This window comes from Paenibacillus sp. PastF-3 (assembly GCF_029893135.1).
GTDB classification, from domain to species: domain Bacteria; phylum Bacillota; class Bacilli; order Paenibacillales; family Paenibacillaceae; genus Paenibacillus_AQ; species Paenibacillus_AQ nitricinens.
On the sequence record NZ_JARXWM010000004.1, the window covers coordinates 414,885 to 439,081 of the forward strand.

Annotated in this window: 26 protein-coding genes; 7 read left to right on the top strand and 19 right to left on the bottom strand. The window is 46.0% G+C overall.

Annotation, left to right across the window (positions count from 1 at the left end; genetic code table 11):
* Nucleotides 1-75 precede the first annotated feature (75 nt).
* The 3 genes from M2444_RS11320 to M2444_RS11330 are packed head-to-tail and all read right to left on the bottom strand — an operon-like array spanning nucleotide 76 to nucleotide 2,218.
* Complete coding sequence (locus M2444_RS11320) at nucleotides 76-474, bottom strand: FxsA family protein (protein WP_042186523.1); 399 nt, start codon at nucleotides 472-474, stop codon at nucleotides 76-78.
* A complete protein-coding gene (locus M2444_RS11325; protein WP_094878344.1) occupies nucleotides 471-998 on the bottom strand; it encodes an acyl-CoA thioesterase in 528 nt (175 codons plus the stop codon). Before M2444_RS11325 ends, M2444_RS11320 begins: the two co-directional genes overlap by 4 nt.
* A gap of 38 nt (nucleotides 999-1,036) precedes the next feature.
* The gene (locus tag M2444_RS11330) at nucleotides 1,037-2,218 is read right to left on the bottom strand and encodes an MFS transporter (RefSeq protein WP_094878345.1); all 1,182 of its coding nucleotides are present in this window, start codon (nucleotides 2,216-2,218) and stop codon (nucleotides 1,037-1,039) included.
* Nucleotides 2,219-2,328: 110 nt separating this feature from the next.
* Here M2444_RS11330 and M2444_RS11335 point away from each other — a divergent pair, with 110 nt between their 5' ends.
* Nucleotides 2,329-3,024: a G1 family glutamic endopeptidase gene (locus M2444_RS11335; protein WP_256990014.1), complete on the top strand. Its 696-nt coding sequence runs from the start codon at nucleotides 2,329-2,331 to the stop codon at nucleotides 3,022-3,024.
* Nucleotides 3,025-3,236: 212 nt separating this feature from the next.
* Here the strand turns inward: M2444_RS11335 and pyk are convergent, their stop codons facing one another.
* From pyk to M2444_RS11365, 6 genes are all read right to left on the bottom strand, one after another.
* On the bottom strand, nucleotides 3,237-4,655 hold the full coding sequence (gene pyk, locus M2444_RS11340; protein ID WP_094874013.1) for a pyruvate kinase: 1,419 nt from the start codon (nucleotides 4,653-4,655) through the stop codon (nucleotides 3,237-3,239).
* Nucleotides 4,656-4,986: 331 nt separating this feature from the next.
* Entirely contained in the window at nucleotides 4,987-5,988 is a 1,002-nt protein-coding gene (locus tag M2444_RS11345) for an acetyl-CoA carboxylase carboxyltransferase subunit alpha (protein ID WP_094874012.1), read from the bottom strand.
* Nucleotide 5,989: 1 nt separating this feature from the next.
* Nucleotides 5,990-6,883 carry an acetyl-CoA carboxylase, carboxyltransferase subunit beta gene (accD, locus tag M2444_RS11350; protein ID WP_042186509.1) on the bottom strand — a complete coding sequence of 298 codons (894 nt, stop codon included), beginning with the start codon at nucleotides 6,881-6,883 and terminating at the stop codon, nucleotides 5,990-5,992.
* 72 nt (nucleotides 6,884-6,955) lie between these two features.
* A complete protein-coding gene (locus M2444_RS11355; protein ID WP_042125966.1) occupies nucleotides 6,956-7,144 on the bottom strand; it encodes a hypothetical protein in 189 nt (62 codons plus the stop codon).
* Nucleotides 7,145-7,290: 146 nt separating this feature from the next.
* On the bottom strand, nucleotides 7,291-7,791 hold the full coding sequence (locus M2444_RS11360; RefSeq protein WP_042186505.1) for a phosphatidylglycerophosphatase A family protein: 501 nt from the start codon (nucleotides 7,789-7,791) through the stop codon (nucleotides 7,291-7,293).
* 74 nt (nucleotides 7,792-7,865) lie between these two features.
* Nucleotides 7,866-11,504, bottom strand: coding sequence for a DNA polymerase III subunit alpha (locus tag M2444_RS11365; protein WP_280787058.1), 3,639 nt, complete (start codon nucleotides 11,502-11,504; stop codon nucleotides 7,866-7,868).
* 324 nt (nucleotides 11,505-11,828) lie between these two features.
* Between M2444_RS11365 and M2444_RS11370 the strand changes: the two genes are divergently transcribed.
* The 3 genes from M2444_RS11370 to M2444_RS11380 all read left to right on the top strand — a co-directional run bounded on the left by M2444_RS11370 (nucleotide 11,829) and on the right by M2444_RS11380 (nucleotide 13,066).
* Nucleotides 11,829-12,152: a YtrH family sporulation protein gene (locus M2444_RS11370; protein ID WP_094874151.1), complete on the top strand. Its 324-nt coding sequence runs from the start codon at nucleotides 11,829-11,831 to the stop codon at nucleotides 12,150-12,152.
* A 5-nt stretch (nucleotides 12,153-12,157) separates the two neighbouring features.
* Nucleotides 12,158-12,658 carry a sporulation membrane protein YtrI gene (locus M2444_RS11375; RefSeq protein WP_094874150.1) on the top strand — a complete coding sequence of 167 codons (501 nt, stop codon included), beginning with the start codon at nucleotides 12,158-12,160 and terminating at the stop codon, nucleotides 12,656-12,658.
* A gap of 87 nt (nucleotides 12,659-12,745) precedes the next feature.
* Nucleotides 12,746-13,066, top strand: coding sequence for a YtpI family protein (locus M2444_RS11380; RefSeq protein ID WP_280786982.1), 321 nt, complete (start codon nucleotides 12,746-12,748; stop codon nucleotides 13,064-13,066).
* A 96-nt stretch (nucleotides 13,067-13,162) separates the two neighbouring features.
* Here M2444_RS11380 and M2444_RS11385 read toward each other — a convergent pair whose 3' ends face one another.
* The gene (locus tag M2444_RS11385) at nucleotides 13,163-14,497 is read right to left on the bottom strand and encodes a DRTGG domain-containing protein (RefSeq protein ID WP_280786983.1); all 1,335 of its coding nucleotides are present in this window, start codon (nucleotides 14,495-14,497) and stop codon (nucleotides 13,163-13,165) included.
* Nucleotides 14,498-14,801: 304 nt separating this feature from the next.
* On the opposite strand from M2444_RS11385, the gene M2444_RS33555 reads away from it, so the two are divergent.
* Nucleotides 14,802-15,146, top strand: coding sequence for a DUF4236 domain-containing protein (locus M2444_RS33555; RefSeq protein WP_481857489.1), 345 nt, complete (start codon nucleotides 14,802-14,804; stop codon nucleotides 15,144-15,146).
* A 99-nt stretch (nucleotides 15,147-15,245) separates the two neighbouring features.
* Here the strand turns inward: M2444_RS33555 and M2444_RS11395 are convergent, their stop codons facing one another.
* The gene (locus tag M2444_RS11395; RefSeq protein ID WP_280786984.1) at nucleotides 15,246-15,452 is read right to left on the bottom strand and encodes a transcriptional regulator; all 207 of its coding nucleotides are present in this window, start codon (nucleotides 15,450-15,452) and stop codon (nucleotides 15,246-15,248) included.
* A 430-nt stretch (nucleotides 15,453-15,882) separates the two neighbouring features.
* Between M2444_RS11395 and M2444_RS11400 the strand changes: the two genes are divergently transcribed.
* Nucleotides 15,883-16,224 carry a DUF4236 domain-containing protein gene (locus M2444_RS11400; protein WP_280786985.1) on the top strand — a complete coding sequence of 114 codons (342 nt, stop codon included), beginning with the start codon at nucleotides 15,883-15,885 and terminating at the stop codon, nucleotides 16,222-16,224.
* A gap of 39 nt (nucleotides 16,225-16,263) precedes the next feature.
* On the opposite strand, the gene M2444_RS11405 is transcribed toward M2444_RS11400, so the two are convergent.
* A complete protein-coding gene (locus tag M2444_RS11405) occupies nucleotides 16,264-16,737 on the bottom strand; it encodes a YhjD family protein (RefSeq protein ID WP_280786986.1) in 474 nt (157 codons plus the stop codon).
* Nucleotides 16,738-16,877: 140 nt separating this feature from the next.
* On the opposite strand from M2444_RS11405, the gene M2444_RS11410 reads away from it, so the two are divergent.
* Nucleotides 16,878-17,105, top strand: coding sequence for a hypothetical protein (locus tag M2444_RS11410; RefSeq protein WP_280786987.1), 228 nt, complete (start codon nucleotides 16,878-16,880; stop codon nucleotides 17,103-17,105).
* A gap of 70 nt (nucleotides 17,106-17,175) precedes the next feature.
* Here M2444_RS11410 and M2444_RS11415 read toward each other — a convergent pair whose 3' ends face one another.
* The 7 genes from M2444_RS11415 to M2444_RS11445 all read right to left on the bottom strand — a co-directional run bounded on the left by M2444_RS11415 (nucleotide 17,176) and on the right by M2444_RS11445 (nucleotide 24,197).
* Nucleotides 17,176-17,802 carry a lysozyme gene (locus tag M2444_RS11415; protein ID WP_280786988.1) on the bottom strand — a complete coding sequence of 209 codons (627 nt, stop codon included), beginning with the start codon at nucleotides 17,800-17,802 and terminating at the stop codon, nucleotides 17,176-17,178.
* Between the two features lie 11 nt (nucleotides 17,803-17,813).
* Nucleotides 17,814-18,092 carry a phage holin family protein gene (locus tag M2444_RS11420; RefSeq protein ID WP_280786989.1) on the bottom strand — a complete coding sequence of 93 codons (279 nt, stop codon included), beginning with the start codon at nucleotides 18,090-18,092 and terminating at the stop codon, nucleotides 17,814-17,816.
* A gap of 26 nt (nucleotides 18,093-18,118) precedes the next feature.
* A complete protein-coding gene (locus tag M2444_RS11425) occupies nucleotides 18,119-18,313 on the bottom strand; it encodes a BhlA/UviB family holin-like peptide (RefSeq protein WP_036689635.1) in 195 nt (64 codons plus the stop codon).
* Nucleotides 18,314-18,415: 102 nt separating this feature from the next.
* Nucleotides 18,416-19,222, bottom strand: coding sequence for a hypothetical protein (locus tag M2444_RS11430; protein WP_280786990.1), 807 nt, complete (start codon nucleotides 19,220-19,222; stop codon nucleotides 18,416-18,418).
* A gap of 13 nt (nucleotides 19,223-19,235) precedes the next feature.
* Nucleotides 19,236-23,048 carry a hypothetical protein gene (locus tag M2444_RS11435; RefSeq protein WP_280786991.1) on the bottom strand — a complete coding sequence of 1,271 codons (3,813 nt, stop codon included), beginning with the start codon at nucleotides 23,046-23,048 and terminating at the stop codon, nucleotides 19,236-19,238.
* Between the two features lie 13 nt (nucleotides 23,049-23,061).
* Nucleotides 23,062-23,358, bottom strand: a complete 297-nt coding sequence (locus M2444_RS11440; RefSeq protein ID WP_280786992.1) for a hypothetical protein — start codon at nucleotides 23,356-23,358, stop codon at nucleotides 23,062-23,064.
* On the bottom strand, nucleotides 23,358-24,197 hold the full coding sequence (locus M2444_RS11445; RefSeq protein WP_280786993.1) for a putative phage tail protein: 840 nt from the start codon (nucleotides 24,195-24,197) through the stop codon (nucleotides 23,358-23,360). The genes M2444_RS11440 and M2444_RS11445 overlap by 1 nt, the downstream gene beginning before the upstream one ends.

Genomic DNA, 24,197 nt, shown 5'->3' on the forward strand with positions numbered 1-24,197 from the left:
TCGTAAAATAGCAAACAGAGCGGGCCCTTCAGCAATGACAGGGGTCCGCTCTGTTTATTGTTGTAAAAAAGATTACTAACGACGGTAAAAGGTGAAGGTGCCATTCTTCATCTTCTTCTCAATCCACTTCAGCAAAAATATACGGTACAAAGGCCGGGTCAATGGAAATACTAGCGTAAAACCGACAATATCGGTTACGAAACCTGGCAATATCAGTAGTAATCCTCCGAAAAAAATACATAAACCATCCAGCATCGTCCGTCCAGGAACGCGGCCCTCCTGCATATGTGTTCTGCTGTCCTGCAGCACTTTTTTACCTTCAAATCGCATCATTAGTAGACCGATTACTGAAGTGGTCAGCATAAGCAGCAACGTTTTAAATGCTCCAAGTTGATCTGCTACGTAGATAAAACCGAATAATTCCACAGCAGGAATAATAAATAGTCCAGCCCATAACCATTTGCTTCTAATCATACTGAACCCCCTTCTTCCCGCAGCGCCTCTTTTATTGCGTGAAAGAGCTCTGGAAGGGCTCTATCCAGCCTAGCAGGCCTCCATTCCTGGTTCACCCAAACATGACTTGTCGTGCCGGTAACCAGCAGTTCCCCAGGTGGATCCATCGACCGCAACTCCCCTAGAGTAGCCAATAAACCTTCTGAATTTCTACCTTCTTCTTCCGAGAGCCTCCGCACTTGATACTCAAATACGACTCGCAACGCTGAGAAGGTAGTCATTCGCGCATACACGGAGATAAGATCATCATATCGTGCCGGACTTTTAAATTGCAAATCTGCTGAGGTGACAGGAAGTAAGACGCCTTGTTTCTCAAGTTCGCGATAAGTAAAACCAACCTGACGAAACATCTCCGTACGACCAGACTCAAACCAGTTCAAATAATTCGCATGATATACGACACCCATCTGATCACTTTCCTGATAGCGAACACGCAGGGTCGACTTATACCATCGGCTGGGCAATCCAGCTCTTTCTAATTCCATCTATTAATACTCCTTTCAGCATAGCAGCAGGGGAGCGTTTAAGCCTGGACCCCGCCTGAAGATAGCGTCGTCGATAATTTGCGCCGAGAGCTTCTGGCAACATAGAACAGCAGCATTGCTCCTGCGATAGAGCTCAACATACAAGACAGATTCATTACTTCTACACCGCCTTGATTGAGCAAGAATCCATTCAGTAAATTACCGACAATGCCAGAAAAACCTGCAAACACCATATTAAATACACTTTGGCCAGTAGCCTGCATCTCGTTAGACGTGATCTGAGATACATATTCGACTGCAGCAATATAAAAGAACCCAAATGAAAGACCATGCAGCACTTGCACTCCGATCATTACAGATGGATAAGGAAAAGCAACCTGAATACCCCACCGCAAAACATAAATAAGAGCCCCAAGGAGCAAGGTCCGCTCCCGACCCAACCTCTTAATCACCTTAGAAGCAAACAGCATGGAAGGCACATTCGTCACCGATGCGAGAAAGAGCGCAATCCCTGCATAACGCGTAGACCCACCAACTGATTGAAAAGCGATTACAAAGTATGTACCAAAAGCAGCCATCGTCTGGTTCACAAGAAAGCTCCCACCCAAAAACGCAAGGAAAACCCGATTCCCCAGCAGTTGTCTTACCCCCTGAGTAAACGATTGCCTCATCATATGATTCTCTTCCGCCTGCTTCGGCAATGTAAACGCAATAAGGACTGCAATCAGATTAAAAAAGAGAAAAGGCAGCCATATCGTGGATACAGAGAAGGTAGAAACGTATACCCCTCCTGCATAAGCTCCCAGAGCCGCTCCAATGCTCATCATAAGCCGGATGCTACCGTAAGTGGCTCCTGCTCTATTCGCCGCCGAGATCGCGTAAGAATCAGCTATAGGAGCCTGTGTAGAGGAGAAGATCGTTGAAGCGGTATAGACCATTAGCAGCACTATAAAATATTCGGAACGGTAAAAGACAGCTAATAAAGCTGGAACCGCCACACTTAGGATTAGTACTAAACGCGTCTGATTATACCGATCAGAGATAATCCCCCACATCGGCTGAATGGTGATTGCAACTAGTGTGCCTGTTGCCATTAGTATACCTATCTGTCCACTATTAAGTCCATTATGGACCAGCAGCAGCGAAAGATAAGAGCCAAATGAACCGCCGGCCAATCCTAAAAACAGATAAAAGCCGCGCAGCTTCGATAATTTTTCCATTTGTACTATGAGTCCTCCAGCTTTATATTTTTATATTTTAACAGAACACCCGTACTTCATATGTAATCATCGCATTTAATATAGCAGTACTATAAAAGGCGGTGGACAAGTTGAGCACAAAATATAATTCTCTCATGGTAAATCATCCTTGTCTAACAGACAAATCTAATGCGAGCAATAAACAAAGCTCTGCCTTTGGCTGGTCTTCTAAGAATTGGAGTGGTTACACTGTTACTGGTAGAAAAGGGGCATTCAATCGCATTTCTGGTGAATGGATCGTCCCATATATAAAACCAACCCACAAATCTACCTATTCCTCCGCATGGATTGGCATCGACGGCTTCAAGAACAGCAGCCTTATCCAGACGGGAACAGGTCATGAATTCGTAAATGGGAATGCCCGTTATTACGCCTGGTGGGAAATACTACCTGACGCTGAGACCGTAATCCCTTTTCCAGTATACCCTGGAGATCATATGAAAGGTACTATCACAAAAATAAGCCATACGAAGTGGTCTATCTCACTCCGGAATTTAAGCCGAAATTGGACCTTCCGAACGCTTCAGCGATATACTGGTCCACAGACCTCCGGCGAATGGATTATGGAGGCTCCCGAGGTCGATGGTTCCATCGCAAAGCTGGCCCGCGTTGGTACTACCTATTTCAACTGCTGCCGAATCAATGGAAAACGACCTAGGTTAACTCTTTCAAATGGAGGGATCATGGTCCAGAATAACACCACCGTTGCGGTTCCTTCCAGTCCAAGCCCTCGAGGGGACTCTTTTAGCGTCAAACGTATATACTAACAGCATAAAAGGATTAAGTACAAAAAAAGAGCTGCCTCATTTGTAGATTTTCACTACATCTGAGACAGCTCTTTTATTTAAAGAAATATAAGTTTCACACTATACATTATCCTTATATTTCTCACATACACGCTTACCGTCCTTTAGGGACGCCAACCGCGTTTTGGCTTAGCTAAGTAAAAACTATGAATCAGGCAAAGCACTGTCGAGTACTACTCGATTGTGCTTACTTTTACCAAGTTAGTGGAACCGGAACGTCCAAGTGGAATTCCTGCAGTAATCACAACTAGGTCGCCAGCTTGAACCAGACCGGAATCCTTACCACCTTGGATTGCTGTTTCAAGCAATTCATCTGTGGAAGTAGCTACTTTACCGAATACTGGCGTTACGCCCCAAACGAGGGACAATTGACGCATAGTTCTTTCTTGTGTTGTAACAGCAATGATTGGTGCTTTAGGACGGTACTTGGAAACAACGCGTGCAGTATGACCTGTAACAGTCGAAGAAAGAATAGCCTTAGCGTTCAAATCCAAAGCGGAAATAGCAACGGATTGGCTAATAGCTTCTGTAACTGTTGTTTCTTGTGCAGTTTGTTGTTTCGAGAAAATTTCATGATGATCCAAAGCGGACTCCGCTTTCTCAGCAATACGGGACATTGTAAGAACGGATTCTACTGGATATTTACCAGCAGCAGTTTCTCCGGAAAGCATGATTGCATCTGTTCCGTCGAAAATAGCGTTTGCTACGTCACTTGCTTCAGCACGAGTAGGACGTGGGTTACGTTGCATCGAATCCAGCATTTGTGTAGCTGTGATTACTGGTTTGCCAGCAACGTTACATTTTTGAATCATCAATTTTTGAGCCAAAGGTACATCTTCAGCTGGAATTTCAACACCAAGGTCACCACGAGCAACCATCAGGCCATCGGAAGCTTCTAAAATTTCATCAAGGTTGTCAACACCTTGTTGGTTTTCGATTTTGGAAATGATTTGAATGTGAGAAGCGTTGTTTTTCGAAAGCAGCTCACGAATTTCCTGAACGTCGCTAGCTTTGCGAACGAAGGAAGCGGCGATAAAATCGATGTCCTGTTCGATACCAAAAAGAATATCGTTGGTGTCTTTTTCCGTAATACCCGGCAAGGAGATGTTTACTCCTGGTACGTTAACGCCCTTCTTGCTCTTGATCGTACCACCGTTTACAATACGGGTCTTGATTTCAGTTCCTTGAATGTCGACAACTGTCAAACCAATCAGACCGTCATCAATAAGGATGGTGGAGCCTACTTGAACATCATTAGGAAGCTCGCTGTACGTGATGGAAATACGTTCTTGGGTGCCAAGGATTTCTTCCGTAGTTAGTGTCAGGTACTCGTCCTGAACTAGTTCAATCGGTTCTACTTCCAACTTGCCTGTGCGAATCTCCGGTCCTTTTGTATCGAGCAGGATAGCTACAGTTTTGTTCAGTTCCTTAGATGCTTGACGGATCGTTTTAATCCGAGCACCATGCTCTTCAAAATCGCCGTGGGAGAAATTCAAACGGGCCACATTCATACCAGCCAAAATCAATTTTTTGATATTCTCCAACGATTCACTCGCAGGTCCGATCGTACATACAATTTTACTTTTCCGCATTAGGTTTTCCTCCGTTTTTTCGTTCTCTCTGTCTCACTTTTTCCAACTACAAAATCTACTACAAGGCTAACTAATTAAATAGGAACTTTGTCACATGTGCCTTTAACTACGCCCTTATGAATATTACTGCAACTTAGACACAAAATCAATGTTGTAGGCTCTTTTAGAGTAATTTGAGCTCGAATTATCTGTATGCACAAAAAAAATTAAAATAATCCCGAAATTACGTCGAGATTATTTTAATTCCAATAAAATCTATAATTTACACGAAATTGAATATGGTCCACTAAGTATGGTTATATGTCTTAAAGTGCAAATGGAAACACTCTTTTTACACTTCAGTTTCCACTTCTTCTTCAAGGAAAATCTGCTCCTGCTGGACTTCAGCAAACTCACCTATTTTACGGAATTTACGATAACGATCTTCTTTCAATTCCGCTCTATCCAGAGGAATTAGCTCCTGCAAGTGACGCCATAACGCATCCTTAATCGCAGCTGCCGTAGCTTCGTAATCACGATGAGCGCCGCCTTTTGGCTCAGGAACAATCTCTTCAATGACTTCCATTTCAAGCAGATCAGATGCCGTTATCTTCATGGCCTCCGCAGCTTGATCAGCCTTCGAAGCATCCTTCCATAGAATCGATGCCGCACCGTTAGGGGATATCACCGAATAAATGGCATGCTCCAGCATAAGCACTCTATTACCAACTGCAAGTGCTAGTGCGCCACCACTTCCGCCTTCACCAATAACCACACAGATTACAGGGACACCAAACTGAGACATCTCGCGTAAATTACGGGCAATTGCTTCAGATTGTCCTCTTTCCTCAGCTGTATTGCCTGGATATGCACCTTTCGTATCCACGAAGGTTATAATGGGACGATTGAACTTGTCCGCTTGCTGCATCAAACGCAGTGACTTACGGAAGCCCTCAGGGTGTGCACTGCCGAAAAAGCGTAAAATATTCTCTTTCGTATCCTTACCGCGCTGCTGGCCAATGACCGTAACCGGGACGCCGTTAAGCTTGGCGATACCGCCTACAATAGCAAGATCATCCCCAAACATTCGATCCCCGTGAAGCTCAATAAAATCTGTGAAGATCTGCCCCATAAGATCAAGAGAAGTCGGACGTCCCTGATGTCTGGCTAGATGCATTTTTTGGGAAGGGGAGATATTAGAATAAACTTCCTCCTCAAGCACACGGTACCGTTCTTCCAGTCTTGCTACCTCATCCGTAAAATCAATACTCTTCTCTTCGCCGAACTGCTTTAGCTCGGCAATTTTCTTGCGCATTTCAACCAGAGGCATTTCAAAAGGCAACTCTCCTGCCAACCTAAAATCCCCCTTTCACATCATGCAATTCCAAAATTTTAGTCAGTGTGGCGCGCATTTCTTTACGATGCACAACCATATCAATCAAGCCATGCTGCAGATTAAATTCAGCCGTCTGGAAATCATCCGGAAGCTTCTGGCGAATCGTCTGTTCAATGACTATACGTCCTGCGAAACCGAATACCGCCCCAGGCTCAGCAATAATAATATCGCCAAGACTGGCAAAACTCGCAGAGACTCCGCCAGTTGTCGGATCCGTAATTATAGAAATATAAAGGCCGCCCACTTCGTTGAAACGAGCAAGCGCTGCACTTGTCTTCGCCATTTGCATAAGACTTAGAATACTCTCCTGCATTCTTGCTCCACCAGAAGTAGAGAAAATAAGGAGTGGAAGCTGCTTCTCCGTGGCTTCTTCAATCGCCCGGGTAATCTTCTCACCGACTACAGATCCCATACTGCCGGAGAAAAATTCGAAATTCATCACAGCTACAATCACTGGATGTCCGCCAATAGATCCCTGCCCCGTAATCACGGCATCAGTTTGTCCCGATTTCAGTTGCTGTTGCTCCAGTTTAGAGGCATAACCCGGGAATTTCAGCGGATCTATAGAATACATTTCACTATCAAACTCGATAAAGCCCTCTGGGTCTAACGTCATAGCAATACGCTCAACGGCGTTCAAGCGCAAATGATGACCACAAGTAGGACATACTTTAAGATTCTTTTCCAATTCCTTGCTATACTGGATCGTTCCGCATTTATTACATTTACTCATTAATCCTTCTGGAATTTCCCGTTTGGGGCGTTCGCCTTCTGCAGGCACGCCGCTTCGCTCCAGACGTTCTGAAGGAATAGTCGCGTACTTCCGTTTCTTCTGAAATAAATCTTTGAACACACCCGCACCTCTTCAGCCGTTTATTTGCGTTATGCAGCTTGCCGCTGTCATGACTTTTCTCTTGATAGAAATTCAGGGATGCAGAATAAGATTAAGGACTTCCTGTACTTCCTCCAGTTCACCCGAAGGAACCAATATCTCAAACTGCTGCTTGGACATATTGATTGGACGGCATTTTACTAAAAAACCTTCTTCAGTCAGCTTACTCTTAATCATATCCGCCACTTTGGCGGTCGGCGCGATATATATTACCGTCCACATGCCTTGCAAGGCCTCCCCAATCTTAATTCCCAGCCGTATCCCGTATAATGGAATTATGATAACACAGTTTTCTTTTTTCCCGCAACAGGCGTAGGGCAAAGGAAGCAAGACTGAGGAACTCGTTCAATCGAAATGAATCGGGTCATTTATTCCGTGTCCGTGACTAGAGGATATACTTTTGCCCCTTCCTGCCGATGAGCGATTCTAGCAGAAGCAGCTGCAGCGATACCCGCCACTAAGTCATCCAGGAACACGTGAATCCTCCCCTTATCATCGTTCAATTCACCAATGATTCCAAGCTTTATTTTGTCCAAGTACCCAAATCCTGTAAGTCCGATCATCCCATATACCCCTGTGATGCCAAGGGCTAGAGTCTCGTCCGCTCCATAAAGTGATTCATCCGCTTCCATTACTGCCTGAAGCGGCTGCGGAAGCAGTCTCTTCTCGGCCAGTTCATCAAGTGCGATCCCCGTCATTAACGTGTACTGCACTTCTCTTTTTCCCAATACAGATTTCACACTGGAAAGGCATTCTTCCTTGGATAAACCGGGGTAATAGACCGATTGTAAAATATATACGATTTCAGCAATGGAAGAAAGTGATACGCCTCTACGTTCCAACAGATCAACTGCCATTTGATAGGACATGATGTGATTCCCCTTTCCGCCCAGGGATTCGCCCTGTGGTTTCCTAATGTATGCGGAAAAGGGTGGAATTGTTCTTATTTTATTCTTACAGTACCTGTCCCGAGCATAGACTCGATAGCTGCGATTAGCTCTTCTGAAGGCTTAATCCGATAGTTATCACTAAGGGCCAGGAGCTTCTGATCCCGTTCGTAGAACAGAATCGTCGCTACTGGGCCTGGATGATTCTGCAGCAGCTCCTTCAGATGCGACAGCTGCGCAGCATTCTCGGCGGCCGGCGTGATTTTGATAAAGACACGCTGGCCTGAGCCCGGCGCTGGCGCAGCGGCCGGTGCAGGTGTTGCAGGCGCAGCTGCGCCGCCTGCAGGTCTGCCAGCGGGGCCAGTAGCAGCCCCGCCGACCCGCGAAGCAGGAGCTGCGCCGCGTGGCGGTGCTCCTGCTGAGGCCGAGCGTCCCGCGCTATACGAGCGGGATGCGGCGGTACTACGGCGCTGCAGCAGAGCGCGGAGAGTCTCCGCGGATAGCAGCGCCACTTCCTCGGCCAGCAGCTTGAAGCCTTCGTCCTCCTGCTGCACCTTGGCGCGCAAGGCCAGCAGCGCGCCCTTGGCAATCAAGCTGCGGCTTCGCTTCCACACCTCGGGGAAGAGCACGACTTCGCAGCGCTCGATCTGATCTTCCCATTCGATGAAGGCCATCGATTTTCCTTGCTTCGTCGTAATTTCCTTAACGGAAACAACCATGCCGGCCGTAACCGTCTGACTCTCATCTGCGGCTTCACCAAGATCCATTAGCCGCTGTATGCCCGGCTCCTCCAGCAGCTCAGCGCTATCATCGAGAGGATGACCTGATAGATACAGCCCCAGTAGTTCACGTTCCATCTCCAGTTGCTGTCCTACAGTGAACTTAGGGATATCCGGATACCGAATTTCCCAGTTCGGCGTCTCCACCAAATCGTCGAACAGCTGAATTTGCAGCTCATCTCGCTCTTTGCGCCATTTCAGTGCAGCGTCAACGGTCTCGTCCAACATAGCCAACAGCTGGGCCCTATGACCCGGCAGACAGTCAAAAGCTCCTGCCTGCAGCAAAGACTCCACTACCCGCTTGTTGCAGACCCGCAGATCCACACGTCGACAGAAATCGAGCAGGCTGTCGAATGGCCGCTCCTTGCGGACCGACATAATATTCTCCACTGCTAGCGTGCCGACGTTCTTAATCGCTGCGAGCCCAAAGCGGATATGCCCTGTTCCCGTTTCCTCACCTGGAACAGGGGTAAATAACACGCCGCTCTCGTTCACATCCGGCGGCAACACGCCGATGCCCGTGCGGCGGCAATCCAATACATATTCTGCCACCTTACGGTGAGTACCCATCACAGCGGTCAGCATAGATGCCATAAACTGCACCGGATAATGCGCCTTAAGATAAGCCGTCTGAAAAGCCAGCACGCCATATGCCGCCGCATGCGCTCGGGGGAAGCCGTAATCGGCAAACCTTACGATCATATCATAGACGGCATTGGCATCCGTTTCGTTATAGCCTTGCTGCAAGCTCCCCTGTACAAAATGGCTGCGTTCCTTATCCAGCGTCTCGCGCTTCTTCTTAGAGACTGCTCGGCGGAGCAAATCCGCTTCCCCAAGGGAGAATCCAGCCATAAGCGAAGCAATCTGCATGATCTGTTCCTGATACACAATAATTCCATAGGTATCCGCTAATATAGATTTCAAATCAGGATGCGGATACTCTACTTCGATTTGACCGTGCTTACCTGCTATAAATTTCGGGATAAACTCCATCGGACCCGGACGATATAGCGCTAGAACGGATACGATATCTTCAAAGCCATTTGGCTTCAAATCCTTAAGCACACGTCTTACACCCGCCGACTCCAACTGAAAGACCCCAGTCGTCTCACCAGCACCTAGCATTTCATACGTGAGCGGATCATGATCTGGTATGATTTTAAAATCTGGAACACTGCCACTCATTTCTTTAATCGAATTCATACAGCGCTCAATAATAGACAAGGTGCGCAGTCCCAGAAAATCCATTTTCAGCAGCCCAACACTCTCCAAATGCTCCATAGAGTATTGAGTTAACGCTGTACTTTCATTGCCCTCTTGAAGGGGCACAGCATCAGTTAGAGGTCCTTTGGAAATAACAACCCCGGCAGCATGTGTCGAAGCATGACGAGGCATACCTTCCACTTTCATTGCCATATCCAGCAAGCCTTTGATCTTAGGATTACTGTCATACAGCGCTTTAAGGTCTGGAGTAGTCTCCAGTGCTCTTGCAAGGCTGATTCCTAGTTGTCCTGGGATGAGCTTCGCAGCTTTGTCTACCTCGTTATAAGGTAAATTCAGCACCCTGCCCACATCACGAACCGCAGCCCGTGCAGCCATGGTTCCGAACGTAATGATCTGCGCCACATGTTCTTTGCCGTATTTCTCCACCACATAAGCGATAACCTCATCACGACGCTCATCACTAAAATCGATATCAATATCCGGCATCGTGATCCGCTCTGGATTTAAGAAACGTTCAAAGAGCAAGTTATACTTAAGCGGATCTACATCCGTGATTCGTAGGGAGTAAGCGGTAAGACTCCCCGCCGAAGAACCCCGGCCCGGCCCGGTAGCAATCCCCTGGCGATGACAATAAGCGATAAAATCCCACACAATTAGAAAATAATCGCTAAAACCCATACTCTCGATAACGCCAAGCTCATAGGCAAGACGCTTTTCAGCGGTCTCCCTTTGTTCAGGCGATGCCCAAAGCGGTGTGTCTATATACCGTTCTTCAAGCCCTTTAAAGCACAACTCCCGCAAATAAGCAGCGGAGTCCTTACCTTCTGGAATTGGTGAATAGGCAGGCAGAATATGCTGGCCAAAGGTAAGCACCAAATTACACTTTTCTGCGATTACCAGCGTATTGCTGATAGCTTCAGGCACATGCGGAAACAATGCCGCCATTTGATCACTACTTTTTAGAAACAGCTGATCTGTTCCGATCTTGAGCCGTTCCTCATCATCCACCGTTTTACCTGTTCCAATACAGATCAGAACATCCTGTACCTCAGCATCTTCCTTGGCTAAATAATGAACGTCATTCGTAGCTACAAGTGGGATCTCACAGGCCTTGGCAAGTGCGATCAGCTTCGGATTTACTCGCTTTTGCTCGGAAATTCCGTGATCTTGAAGCTCCAGGTAGAAGTCTTCGCCAAAAATCTCTTTATATCGCAGCGCAGCCTTTCGCGCCTCGTCATCTCTTCCATGCAACAGATGCTGCGGTACTTCGCCGCCTAGACATGCACTGAGGCATATGATCCCCTCCGAATGAGCGGCCAGAGCCTCCATATCAATACGAGGTTTATAATGATGACCTTCCAGATGGCCGATAGAAATCAGCTTCATCAGGTTCTTGTAGCCGGTTTCATTCTTGACGAGCAGAATCAGGTGATAAATCGGTTGATCTTTACGACTGCCTCGCTCACGGCGAGAGCCCGCGGTTAAATAAGCTTCACAGCCGATAATCGGCTTGATTCCATTCTCTTTACACGCTTTATAAAAGGGGATCGCCCCATACATCACTCCATGATCCGTAAGCGCCAGCGACTTCATGCCGTATTCGCCGGCCCGGCGCACGAGATCGGTAATGCGCGCCGCCCCGTCCAGTAAACTGTATTCGCTGTGCACATGCAAATGCACGAAAGGGCTCATCATCCCACTTCCTTTCTACTACAAAAATCAAACATAAATAGTTGTTCAAAAAGTCCGCTTTTGATCACTTAGCAACCCAAGAAGCTTACTCGACATCGAATATTGAATTCAGGCGAAACTTCCGGTGCTCACGTAGCTTCCACTACGCTCCGCTCCTCATTTTCTACCACTTTCAATCTTCTCGGTGCTGAAAACCGTACTTTTTGAACTCGCACTATAAGATGAAACTATTTTATCATATTAAAGGGGGACCCGCCCATAGAATGGATTAAGAGCACATGGACAGGCAACGTTTATAGATGCCTCGTCCGGGAAGGGGCCTTTATGAGCATTTTTATGAGCAAAGCGATCCTCGATTTCTTTATCGCCTTCGGCATCGTCCTTGGCGGAGCTATGGTCGGCGGAATCGGCGCCGTAGTATCCCTGCAACCACCGACGCAAACGATGCTAGATGTAGCAGACCGGATTAAAATATGGGCACTTGCCGCCGCTGTAGGGGGTACTATGGACCCTTTACGGGTCATTGAAAGCAACATGATTGGAGGCAACCTCTCCCCCGCCATCAAGCAAATCATGTATCTTGCCTTCGCTTTTCTCGGCGCTCATATGGGCAGCGAGCTAGTAAAATGGGTGTGCGGCAGGGGGTAACGCCAGTGAGAGTTCCACCATTCAGTCGTTTTCGTAGATTCACCCAAATTTCCGCTATATTCATGCTGGGGATCGTCGTAGGAGCCGTCATATACAACGCTATATACCATGTTGGATTTAACGTGTTATGGCTGAATAATGCAGACCTGCGTGTACAGATCGAGCAATATCAAGAGGATATTAAAACACTCAAAAAATACAATAATACCTCTACCGTAATCAGAGAAATCAAAATTCGATCAGAGGAAAGCAAAGCAGAAGGCTCAACCTCAGTTGATCCCGTAACTTTAAAATTAATACTTAGTGAAATACGATCTGATCTGGAGCCCATGCGTGGCCGCAGCATGTTCGATATTGACACAGACAGTAAACTGGTTAGGCTGCTGCTGGATGGCAAACTTTACATTGTGCGTGATAAGGAATACTCTGTCAAAATCCGGACGATGCTCGTCATGGAAGGCGTTCTGCAAATCTGGGTGGAAATCAATCCTTTTAAGCGCAACTAACAACAATCGTGTGATACAATAATGGACAGACAAAAGTGGAAATTACTTCAAGGCTTTTGCACGACATGATAAAGGAGCTGGCTGTCCATGGTTTTATTTATCAAGTACTTATTGTTCATCCTGCTGGTGATCTTTGTAATCGGCGCTGCTGTGTACAGCTTATCCTCTCGCCGTGCCTTAAATCCCCAAGATAAGGGGCTAAAACGCTCCGTCATGAATGTGATGCTGGGCGCTATGCTCGTAACGCTCTCCCTGATTTCCATGTTTCTATTTCGCGGCTCCACCATTAATATCATTGTTGAAGCTGCCTTTCTTCTAATCGGTGTATTTAACATCTTCTCAGGAATACGCAGCTATAGTTACTACAGCCGTAGCCGTAGCCAGGAACAACACCAGTCGAAAGCCTAGACTATCCCTCTGATAGGATTACAAGAATAAAATAGACTGCCCTCACGATCATCGATGAGGGCAGTCTATTTAAGCATGTTTGTGATTCATTATCTATTAGCCGTGATCAATGGATTGTAGCATCAGGACAGCTTTCGCTACCAGAGTATCTGAATAGCTGATCTCTACTTCAAGCTTACATGTACGGCGACTAATCTCGAGCAGTCTCGGCATTACAATAATGGCGTGTTCAATCTGTACCGGCCGGATAAAATAGGTGGACATATTATCTAATACATAGTCATTTCCTGTAATATCCTTAGCGGCCTTAAACGCAGAGAGCGTCATTAGCGTAGACAATATACCTTCAGAAATGGTACCAAGGTCTGTGGCCATCTGAGGCGTAATAAAACCATGGAAAAACAATCGGCCCTCTTCATCCCGCTCATCCGCAAAACCGTTCCAGATGAGATGATCGAAGGTCTCCCCAAGCTGTGGAGTGTTACGGACATCCCGCAGACTTTGCAGCACCTCTTTACGGGTTAGGGAGCCCACCAATTTGCGGTTACGATCTACAATGGGTAGGAAATCGACGCCTTCCCACATCATGATCTGCGCAGCTGAAGCTAGTGAGGTATGCAGTGCGGCGGTAACCGGACTCCGAACCATAGCCTTTTCAATACTTTGCCTTTCTGTAAGGTCCTCTACTTCACGTCGGCCGATAATACCAATCACTCGGTTCCATTCATCTGTAACGGGAAAACGCTGCTCTCCAGTTTCCTCTGAAATCTGTCGTAGCTCACCTACGGTGCTTGAAATTTTTAACGTAATCATACGCGGTTTGCTGTCGACAATATCTTCTACCAGCATAATTTTTTTCTTAATCAATCTATCAAAAATCGCACGGTTAATCATTGATGCCACGGTAAACGTGTCATGTCTTGATGAAATGATGGGGAGATCCAGTTCGTCGGCTAATGCCTTCACTTCACGGCTCGTCCCGAAGCCACCTGTAACCAGAACTCCGGCACCCTGCTCTAGCGCCAAGGAGTGAACATCATCGCGGTTACCTACAATGAGCAGACTGTCTGCGTCGATATAACGAATCATCGCGTCGACCTTCATCGCACCGATTACATATTTATGTAGATGTTTACTCAGTCCGCTAGCCCCGCCGAGAACATGACCTTCCACAATATCAACCACATCACCAAATGTCAGCTGTTCAGAAATATTACGAGGCTTCTTTTCTACACGTACTGTACCAATCCGTTCCTTCGTAATGACAATCCCAAGATTCTCAGCTTCCTTAACGGCACGATAAGCCGTTCCCTCACTGACCAGCATTTCTTTTGCAAGCTTACGAACAGATATTTTGGAGCCTACCTTAAGACTTTCAATATGCTGCAGCAGTTGCTCGTGTTTAGTAATTGCATCGCCTTGACCTTCCAACTGTTACACCCCCGTACTCCGATCTGTACTATACTGTACTCATATATTATCTGCTTTCGCTTGCCTACGCAACCTTTCATTAAAGCAATAATTATGGGGTATTTATAACTTCACTATTAATAAACTTCCGTTTACTTTCGCGTGCTTTCATTAATATTGTGATTTTTTTAGTTACTTTTTCATAAACTGCGTTAAGCATGGAACAACGCATTACGAGTGCAAACACTAACACTGATAACTTATATATCATCATTCATTAATGTATTATACAATAGGAATAAATTTCCTTGTTGGAGTGATTAATATGGGTTCGTTTAGATTTAGAAAATCTATCAATCTTGGTGGCGGAGTAAAGTTGAACGTAGGTAAAAAAGGTGTTGGAATTAGCGCAGGTGTAAAAGGCGCAAGAGTAAGTGCCGGTCCGAGTGGGAAAAGGACTACAGTATCACTTCCTGGAACCGGGCTTTCATACTCTACGAAAATTGGTGGAGAGAATTCACCGCGTTCTGGCCGTAGCAAAAACTCGACACTAGACGTGGATGAAATGACACCAAAACAAATTGAGAACCGAAACAAAAATCTTAAGATAATTAAATATATAGGCGTTGCATTCATTGCGTTGATTGTGATTCTTATCATCTTTACATAGAGCTAAACCCCACCTTTTAAATGGCGGGGTTTTTAATTTCGTAAAAGCTTGGGAATTTGTTGTTCACTCTTTTAGTGAATTTTGAATAACCACCCAGTTTTATTCCTGTGGCGGTTCTTCAATTTCACGATTTATTTTTTCTTCAATCGCTTCGAGTATGAACGCGTTGCGACTCATGTCCACTGCCTTCGCTGCGGCATCAATTCGTACTTTATCGCCCTTTTTCACCCAAAGCTTTACTTGATCGTAATTTGCGGCGTTGTATTTGTCTTTTGCTCGGGTTGATGCCTTACCTTGCCGTTCCATAGATCTTTCCCTCCTTTCTTAAAGAATACCACACAAAATATACTGATACCAGTATAAAAACACTTGACTATATAGTGGTACCAGTATATAATTAAGATAAGAAAGGAGGTGAACAGGGCACATGAAAGATTGGGTAACACTCCTAACAGCAATCATCCAGCTTATCACCGCCGCACTTTTGCTAAAGGAAAAGAAAAAAGGAACCAAACGAAGCCACCGAGGCAAACGTAAATAGGTTCCCGGAGGGAGTTAACGGCTCCCTCCACCCAATCTTAACATAAAAACATTTTAAAATAAACGGAGGCTAATTATATATGGAGATAATAACTTGGATCGTAATTCTGACGGCCTTGGCGCTAAGTATTGCTGGATTAATACGGGTTAAACGAAATAAATAGTTAAACGTGGATATATCAAAAAAATAGGGAGGATGAACGATATAGGAATCTATGGAATGCGGAAATCTATAGGTGGCGGAATGAGGATAAGTGTAGGTAAACGAGGTATTGGAATTAGCGCAGGTGGAAAAGCTGCTAGGATAAGCATTGGACAAAATGGCAAACGAGCTACAGTCTCAATTCCCGGAACTGGATTATCCTATTCTCGGAAAATTGGGAAAGTGTCTCAATCTCGAACATTACAAACCCCACCACCAATTGTTAACAGATTAACCCCTGAACAATTGGAACATAGAGCGAAAATAAACAAAAAAATATTCAAAATACTTGGCACGATCATTCTTCTTATCATTGCTGTATCATATGCGATTTAATGAAAATCCCGCCGACCAATTATGGTTGACGGGATTTCGTTATTTCAGGTGCTCTTTTAAGATGCTTCCAAGTTCTGATGTGTATTTGGTTAGCCGTAGGCTGATTTCTGTCCGCATAACATCACGAGTTAATCCAAAGCGTTCCTGATATCCTCGGCAAAAGATTTTGTAATACGTGATAAATTCATCTTGCTCATCTGCCAGCATTTTGATATTCCGCTGCTTCAGCTCTTTTTGCAGTTGATAGGTATCCTGCATGATCCGGCGCTGTATGGCTTCGCCAGCCATCAAAAAGGTACGTTTCATTATGCTGCTGGAGTGTTCGAGTTCCTTCAGGCTCTTGCCGACCATTGTATCTATGTAGGGAAGCAAAATGAGGTCTCGAACCATCGTGCGTTCCTCCGTAGTTATCATTTTATTTGGGTTCTCACGCTGCTGTTCCTCGTACTGCTCAACATGCTCGGTCATGATCATCTTCGTTTTCCATCTTTCATTATTGTCCAGTTTGCTCAAGCATACCCCTCCATTAACTGCATCCGAAAACAAGAACATTTGTTTGTATTATAACCAAACATTCGTTCGCTAATCAATGTAATTTATTTCAAAAATCCAAATATTAATTTATAATGATCAAAACCGCCGAGGAGAACGCTATGGATAAGAAACTAAAGCAAAGCTTGAAGGTTGCAGCTATTAGGAAGGAAATGGTTGTTGTGTGGCTCAAAAACGGGGATAAAATAAAAGGAATTGCTGAGGTGTCAGCAGATCCGGAGAGATTAAAAATCAATACAATTGAGGAAACAGTCTGGTTGCCTTACAAAGAGGTGGAAAGTGTTTCTCGCGTAGTTCGGTTGAGAATTGTAGGAGAAACATCAGAATAGAAAAAAGCCCACCAGCCGAAGCCAGTGGGCAAAATCCCAATCGCTTGAGATTTTGATAGTCTCCTGTTTCTTATTTTTTAGCAACTGTAAACGTCAGCCATGTAAGTTCTGATATTGTCAGCGTCTTTTTATCAATCTTACTTAACCACGATGTGTCATTGATTTTACCTTCGTCTAGCAACGCCTTAACCTGAACACGCAACGTATTCCACTGATAAGTAGTCAGTTCCAATGTCTCTACCTCCTTGACCGCCTCTACGGTCTTATTGAATAGATCCAACTCAGCCTTGCGACGACGCACCAACCCCGCCAGTACGTTACCTCCACCCTTGTTATACTTAGTGATGTTTTGAGTGATCTCTGTTATCGTCCGACCAACACAAAGTTTTTTTAAGCTACCGTTGCCGCAGTTGTAGCAGAAGCTTACCAGAGCATCAAATTGATTCTGATTAAGCAGCGCGGTAACCGGCACATAGTCTGGATTATTAACATAAGATTCGTACTTTGCTAGATCGGAAACTAACATGCTGTCAGCCTTTGTCTGCGTGATGGACATTCCTTCTTTGACATCGGGGCCATAGTGGCCCCATCCAATTGTGTAGTATATTTCTGTCGGTACGGGCTTGTACGCCTTCAGGCGGCAGCCCTCGAATGATTTGATAAGATCAATGCCCACTTGTGATAGTTTGCGACTCATATTCATTCCTCCTATGCAGATTTTCTTTCGTCAGTACCTTTTTTGGTTTGCTTGACCAACTGATTACCGTACACAGCTACTGCACTACATAATATCGCTTGAAGTACACTATCCACGTTAAAGCCAGTAATCAGTACGACTAAGATAATTGCAACTAAAGTGACCACATAAATGATTGTCCAGTCCGGCACTCGCGGTGTTTGCTTAAGCATATACCCGAAGATCCAGCAGACCGCCACAACGATTAATAATTCCGGTTTAATAAAATTCGCTACTGCATTCCATTCCATTTCGATTCATCCTCTCAATATCATTATTAATTTCTGTGCGGAAATCGCTCCTTCATTTCACGCAGCTCCACAATTATTACATCGTATTTCTCCGAAAACTTACCTAGTAGATCCTGCAATCGTCCCTCCCTCTCTTTATTCGCGCGCATAACGTAGATCAGTAGCCAAACGAATAATACCGCGAATGGACCTTGCGTTAAAAAATATTTGAGTACATCCATTTCTGTCACGATTGCCCCTCCCCCATCTATCTCCCCTAAGTGAAAGCCCCCGGAGATCCGAGGGCAAAATAAAAACGCCTATGCGGCGCTATCTAATATCCTTTATGCCAAAATTCCAAAAGCGTAAACCTCTTTATAACTATCAGTGGTATTGGTAAAGCGAATATATACGGCGTCTGCTGCACTTGGCAGCTGCGCGGCTCCATCTACGACTGCGGTTAGGTTGCCGACTGCGGCTCCCACTTCAACGGTGATCCCGTCCTGGGCTTCCAGGTACAGCTGCACTTTATCCACACTTTCCCCTAGCGGCAGCTTGACCGTTCGGCACTTGCCGCGTGGGTGAAGCGCAATTACACCGTCGCCCATATTGGCCGCATGCTCTGCCAGGTCAACGGCGAAGTTTTCCAGGCTAAAGTCTTCGTCATAATAAAGCAGCAGCTTACCTTTGTAGGATTTCTCTAGGCTGGCACACTTTGCGGCGTTCAGCTCGTCGAAGGTAAAAAGGCTCGGTTGCTCTGCAAAAGATACCGCGCTGTATATGATGTTCGGAACCATAACCGGCTGTAGATCGTCCCAGGCTATGGCGACCTTTGCCTTGTTCGTGATCGGCGTCGTGCTGCCGTCTTCGTTGACCAGGTTATAGTCCTGGCTTACTTCCTCCCAGGCTGTAGCGATTCGAGCGGTAGTAACTTCGTTGTATGTTTCCAGTCCGTTATCATCTACAGTCAAGTCACCTTTGTACAGCAGCTGCCCGTTCTCGTCTATCTTTTGTTTCTCTCCGTTGACCCCAGCTATCGACTTCGTGACCGTGATCGGAAAGGGAAGAGTCAAAGAATATTCAAAAGGACCGGGCGGGCGGTTAAGCCCGGTTACGGTGTGATCGGTGCGGCTAAATGTAATGTTATCCATGCAGTGATCCTCCTTATATTTTGACTAGTGGGCGGCCTGGCAAGCGGTAGAATGTAACAATACTGGTTGTTCCACCGATTCCTACCGGGCCTAGTGTACTACGAGGGCGAAAGGCAATTCGCAGTAGCAATTCACCGTTGTACTGAACCAGGGCCGGATACCCTCCTAAGAATTCCGTTATTGATTTCGCCCAGTTAGGGATGCCATCCGTATAAGCGGCCGCTGCAAGTCCAGTACTGTATGGAGCTTCGATATACCAGTAGCGCATTGCCCCGGAAGAAAATGACCCTTCAAAGGTCTGAGTGCTAACAAGGCTTTGCGGGTCAACTTTATAGTTCAAGTCGCTACCAGGACCCATTAGACGAGCGATAGCATTAGCGTAGCTATTGCTATCACCGTAAGCCTTGTTTGTTCCGGCAGTAGTTACGAATCCCTGCTGACTTAATAGCACGTCAACAGCACCCGCTAGGGCAGCAGGATTCATCACTGTAGTGTAGTCCTGTGTAGGCAGGTAGTCCCCAATAACAACTATACCGTTATCTTCGTCATTACCTGGAAACAGGCTTTCAACTTCACGAGTCTGCCTACGGACATACAGTACCCCCGCTAAGCCAGCGTCACGGCGCGGGTTTTCTGGCACTAGAAGATCATACCCAGTCTTTACGGGGTACAAATAAAATTCAACACTGAAGTGATCTAGGTACAGAGTTGACGCGGTTGTACCGTCCGATGACTCAGCGTAGACAATTGCGTGGGCCAGGCCATCCGGTTGTATTATAGCGTTAACAAGGGACAGGCTTCGTGTCAGTCGGGCAACAGTGTTACCGGTGTTAATCATCCCCCCAATAGGTGTAGCCCAGGTTCCACTTTCGTAATAGGAAAGCGTCGCCTTATTTCCGCTTGACCCCGCCCCGTACACCCAGATACTATAATTAATTCCTGTGTTAGCCTTTAACCATGCTACTTTCTCAGCTAACGTATAGGCTCCCGGAATCTTCCCGTACTTATCTTCAAAAGCCCGAATAATGTCTACTGATATTAGCACTTGGGCCTGCTGACCGGGTACGCTGGTTGTAGTTACTTTCAGAGAATTGTCCTGCAGCTTAACCGCATCATAATCAGCCTGAGCGAACTCCGTTCCCGGGGCCGACGGCGTTGCTAACGCACTACCTACAGCACTATAGGCCTTATGTGGGTTCGCCGTCGTACTGCCTGCAACCTTGCCAGCGAAATCGTCCGTAATGGCCACGGTTCCTGTAATCAGCTTTTTACCGTTTGCTTCCCCGACCAGAGTTTTCGTAAACACCTGATACAGTGACCCCTGGCCTGCTGGCATATTAAGGCTGTATTCGATAATGATATCCTGGGCAACTAGACCGCCCGGCAGCACTCCCATTGTTACTTCTGCTTCATTTGTTCCCAAGTTCGCCCAGGTTCCCGGTACTACAGTAGATGTACCAGCAATGATTGCACGGACTACCGGGCTGGAACTGCTCGCAGTGGTTTCGTATAATGTGCCGCCTAGAATTGCGATATCTGTATATGGCGTAATAGTAAGAGTCTTTGTGGCTACATCAATACCCGTTATTGTCTTCTGGCCTGAAGTCCCGGTGGAATAAACAACGGTAAAAGTATCATTTACCGCTAATTTGCTTACATCGTCCACAGTAATGTGTGTAGCATCTGTAAACCCTGTAACTTTTGCTAACGCTGTATCTGCATCTATAATCCCGCCGATAATCTCCCCAGCCAGGCCCTTTAATTTGATTTTATCCCCAGCTTCCCAGGCTGCTGTATTCGTGCCGGTTCCTTTCGTAACTGTTATACAGCGTTCTTGCGGCTGATTTTTCACCTTGGCCGCTGCATACGATTTCTGGGAAGTTTGAGCATCGCTATTAATCCGGCGCTGATCACTTAAGGCGGCTGTAATATCCGCATATCCTGCGATAAAGTCAGCCGGCAGCGTGGCGAAAGAGGCTCCCCTATTTACAGATGATACCACCACATCTGATACAGTAAATTTATTAGAAGCTTGGAATGAAATCCCCGCCCCTGGATTTTGCTGTCTCACGGCCCCTAGTAGTATCTTTGAAGGTGGTAGCATCGGTGTATTGTAAGTTCCTTGACCAGTTAATTTCCCGTTTACATAAACCATAATCCCTACATTTAATTCCCAAGTAACCCTAATGTGTAAAAGAGGGCCTAGTGGTAAGGGAACAAACACGGCTGGGTTTTGATCGTCAGAAGTTGTGCTAGTAAAAGCCACTACTTGTATCGTTTCATCCTGACGACAAAGAAGTGCAAAAGCCCTTTTACCTTCAGTTGTTTCCAGTTCCAAAATACCTTCAGTAGTAGTACCCTTTCCTTGCTTTTTTAGGAAGAACTCTACTGTACCAACATTCGGAGATAGCACCCCGCCTAACGCAACAGGATTTACGCTATCTAAGTTAAATTGGTAAGCTCCACCGGTAGCACCTGGCTGAAAGATACCACTGCCAAGGCTTAATTTCCCTCCTATTTCAGCGGTTAGAGTACCATCCAGTGAAGCATAAAACACATGGTTAGCATCAAGCGGCGTCTTCCGTACGCCCACGTACGTTTTTCGCATGGCCTTTTTACGCTCAACTTGGGATGCTCCCCGCAGGATTTGGTCTGTACCGTCAATCAACAACTGTTCGTACGATGGCGCCACCAGGTACGTCTTGTGCCGTAGGTCAGTTATGTCGCGTTCATCGATAATGTTGGCATACAAACCGTCTGGGCGGTCACTTTTTGATAGCGTCCAGGTTTGACCCGTTACCCCCACTTGAAAGCTGCCGGTGTTATTTGACGATTCTTTTACTGTTACCAGTGTTGCGCTCTCAATGGACACTACATCTAACGTAAAGGACGGACTGCCCACGCGGGTAAGAACGTCGCCCACTCTCATACCCGTAGTGCTCGGGACGGAAACTTGTCTAACTTCTTTTGGATTGAATGAACCGCTGGTGCTGGGAAGGGTAGTAGTTAATACCTGGTAGAAGTCCCGCGCCCCGTTCGGGTTATTTGTGCTGTAGCCACCCGAATTTCGACGGTTGACTTTAAATAACGGGATTGCGTAAACGTAGCCGTCGTAGGTTTTTAAACTAGCTTTTGAAGTTGCAGAGCCATTTCCAGTAATATACAATCCTTGGTCATCAGTGTTCGGGTAGTTTGTATTGAACGCGGAAGAAACCCCGGCCGGGACAAAAGCCCCGCTATCAGACATAGAACTACTAGTATTTTGTGCTAAAGGCGCGGTATTACCTCCTTGCCCAGTTACAGTTCTGTTTACGTTTGCCCAACTTGTCCCTGTCACGTAAAAACCATCTAATGAATACTTACTAAAATCCACGCCAGAAGCAATACGGATTCTCGTCTGCCAAGCCTGCGTCGATTGATCACGCCAGGCTTCCAAAAATACCAGATCGTCGCGGGTTCCTTCAGATGGTGGCGCAGGTAGCAAAATCTTATTGATCCCTGTAGTTGGTAACGGTATGACTGAACCAGCAATTAAGGACTGAAACGCCCTAACACCGAATGTATTAGCCCAATCAATACCGCCATTTAAATATACTTGCCCTGCAGCAGTTGCCTGCGACGTAGTGGTAGCGTTGGCTACGTGATCCAGTACACCACTATGTGCAATAGCTGCTCCTAGTTCTCCGGGTAGCATTGCGGTAGCATTCGCCAGACCTTCTTCAATACGATTCAGATTTCCAGCGCTTAAGGGCGTACCTTGCTGAACTACAGCCCCGCCACTGTCTACGATATGGTCTTTCCAAGCTGTTTTGTTATATATGGTCATATGAACAGGCCCCCTATACTCTCGTAATGGTGTATTTAAAAGTTACCAGCAGACCGTTAAGCGCTGGCTTTGTAATACTGTCCGGCTGGTCGTCAAAAACCTCGCCGTCCTTATCAATTATCTGAAATCTATTAATAGTACCGTTTACGTTGTCGGCGAGGTAGAACTGTACCGTGATTACGTCACCGACCTGTGTAATGGTCTGGATAGGCATTATCGTAATCGCACTGCCAATCCGATACGTGCCATGTGAAATAAGATTCTGCAACCAGTTCTTCATCTTCGTATGTGTTCCAGCAGTTAAGGCCATTAGATCGTTTCCCCCGTTCCTGTGTTTGTATTGCCGGTAAGTTTGAAGGCTCTTTGTTGCTTCTTCTCGTAAGCTGCATTTATGGACTCCCCACCGTTGCTATAGGTCGCCGCCTGGTCGTTTGGCTTAACTGTAGGCGGGATGCTTACCCCACTGCTTCCGGCATAGACCAAGCTAGTAATTGGAAAAGCCGCCTGTAACTTCTTATCGAAGGCATTGGCGGCTTTCAGGGTTCCATTGTTATAGACTGGATTCGGTGGGATATTGACGACGGCTGGGCCATTATAAAGCGTTCCAGCATATACAGTCTGTCCTGCAAAGGCTTGGAATGGATAATTAAATACTGAATACTCTCCGACACTCTTAATGCCGCTTTTATACTCCCATTCAGAACGGTACAAAGGCAGCATGTGAGCCTGAATAGCATTATCAATTTGTTCGTAGAAATTTGGATCGGTGATAAATGCCCCATTGAATGTAAATTGAATCGTGTACTCAGCTGCATTAACGGTCACCGTAACAGGCTTATTAGTGAATGCCTCCGCAATGCTGGCCAACATCGAAGCAGAATAAGGTAATCTGATTCTTAATTTTGCCATTACACGGCTTCGGCGTGCTTCTATAGGATCATTAACCGCGATTTTTAAACCTAGTTCATCTTCCCAACGGCTAAGACTCCAAGTGGCTGACTCTGCGTACAACTGCGCTCGGACGTCCTCAGTTCGTTCGTTATGAATCGTGATCTGTTCTGCGAGAATGTTCAGTAGTTTTAGCAAATCTTTATCTTTGTTATAAACGTCAGGTAATTTCCTCCTGATATCATCAATGATTGAGGTCAT

Coding starts and splice junctions, on each gene's coding strand:
- M2444_RS11320 (WP_042186523.1), bottom strand. CDS start 474: ATGATTAGAAGCAAATGGTTATGGGCTGGACTATTTATTATTCCTGCT.
- M2444_RS11325 (WP_094878344.1), bottom strand. CDS start 998: ATGGAATTAGAAAGAGCTGGATTGCCCAGCCGATGGTATAAGTCGACC.
- M2444_RS11330 (WP_094878345.1), bottom strand. CDS start 2,218: ATGGAAAAATTATCGAAGCTGCGCGGCTTTTATCTGTTTTTAGGATTG.
- pyk (WP_094874013.1), bottom strand. CDS start 4,655: ATGCGGAAAAGTAAAATTGTATGTACGATCGGACCTGCGAGTGAATCG.
- M2444_RS11355 (WP_042125966.1), bottom strand. CDS start 7,144: ATGTGGACGGTAATATATATCGCGCCGACCGCCAAAGTGGCGGATATG.
- M2444_RS11360 (WP_042186505.1), bottom strand. CDS start 7,791: ATGTCCTATCAAATGGCAGTTGATCTGTTGGAACGTAGAGGCGTATCA.
- M2444_RS11365 (WP_280787058.1), bottom strand. CDS start 11,504: ATGAGCCCTTTCGTGCATTTGCATGTGCACAGCGAATACAGTTTACTG.
- M2444_RS11370 (WP_094874151.1), top strand. CDS start 11,829: ATGAGCATTTTTATGAGCAAAGCGATCCTCGATTTCTTTATCGCCTTC.
- M2444_RS11380 (WP_280786982.1), top strand. CDS start 12,746: ATGGTTTTATTTATCAAGTACTTATTGTTCATCCTGCTGGTGATCTTT.
- M2444_RS33555 (WP_481857489.1), top strand. CDS start 14,802: ATGGGTTCGTTTAGATTTAGAAAATCTATCAATCTTGGTGGCGGAGTA.
- M2444_RS11395 (WP_280786984.1), bottom strand. CDS start 15,452: ATGGAACGGCAAGGTAAGGCATCAACCCGAGCAAAAGACAAATACAAC.
- M2444_RS11400 (WP_280786985.1), top strand. CDS start 15,883: ATGAACGATATAGGAATCTATGGAATGCGGAAATCTATAGGTGGCGGA.
- M2444_RS11410 (WP_280786987.1), top strand. CDS start 16,878: ATGGATAAGAAACTAAAGCAAAGCTTGAAGGTTGCAGCTATTAGGAAG.
- M2444_RS11415 (WP_280786988.1), bottom strand. CDS start 17,802: ATGAGTCGCAAACTATCACAAGTGGGCATTGATCTTATCAAATCATTC.
- M2444_RS11420 (WP_280786989.1), bottom strand. CDS start 18,092: ATGGAATGGAATGCAGTAGCGAATTTTATTAAACCGGAATTATTAATC.
- M2444_RS11425 (WP_036689635.1), bottom strand. CDS start 18,313: ATGGATGTACTCAAATATTTTTTAACGCAAGGTCCATTCGCGGTATTA.
- M2444_RS11430 (WP_280786990.1), bottom strand. CDS start 19,222: ATGGATAACATTACATTTAGCCGCACCGATCACACCGTAACCGGGCTT.
- M2444_RS11435 (WP_280786991.1), bottom strand. CDS start 23,048: ATGACCATATATAACAAAACAGCTTGGAAAGACCATATCGTAGACAGT.
- M2444_RS11440 (WP_280786992.1), bottom strand. CDS start 23,358: ATGGCCTTAACTGCTGGAACACATACGAAGATGAAGAACTGGTTGCAG.
- M2444_RS11445 (WP_280786993.1), bottom strand. CDS start 24,197: ATGACCTCAATCATTGATGATATCAGGAGGAAATTACCTGACGTTTAT.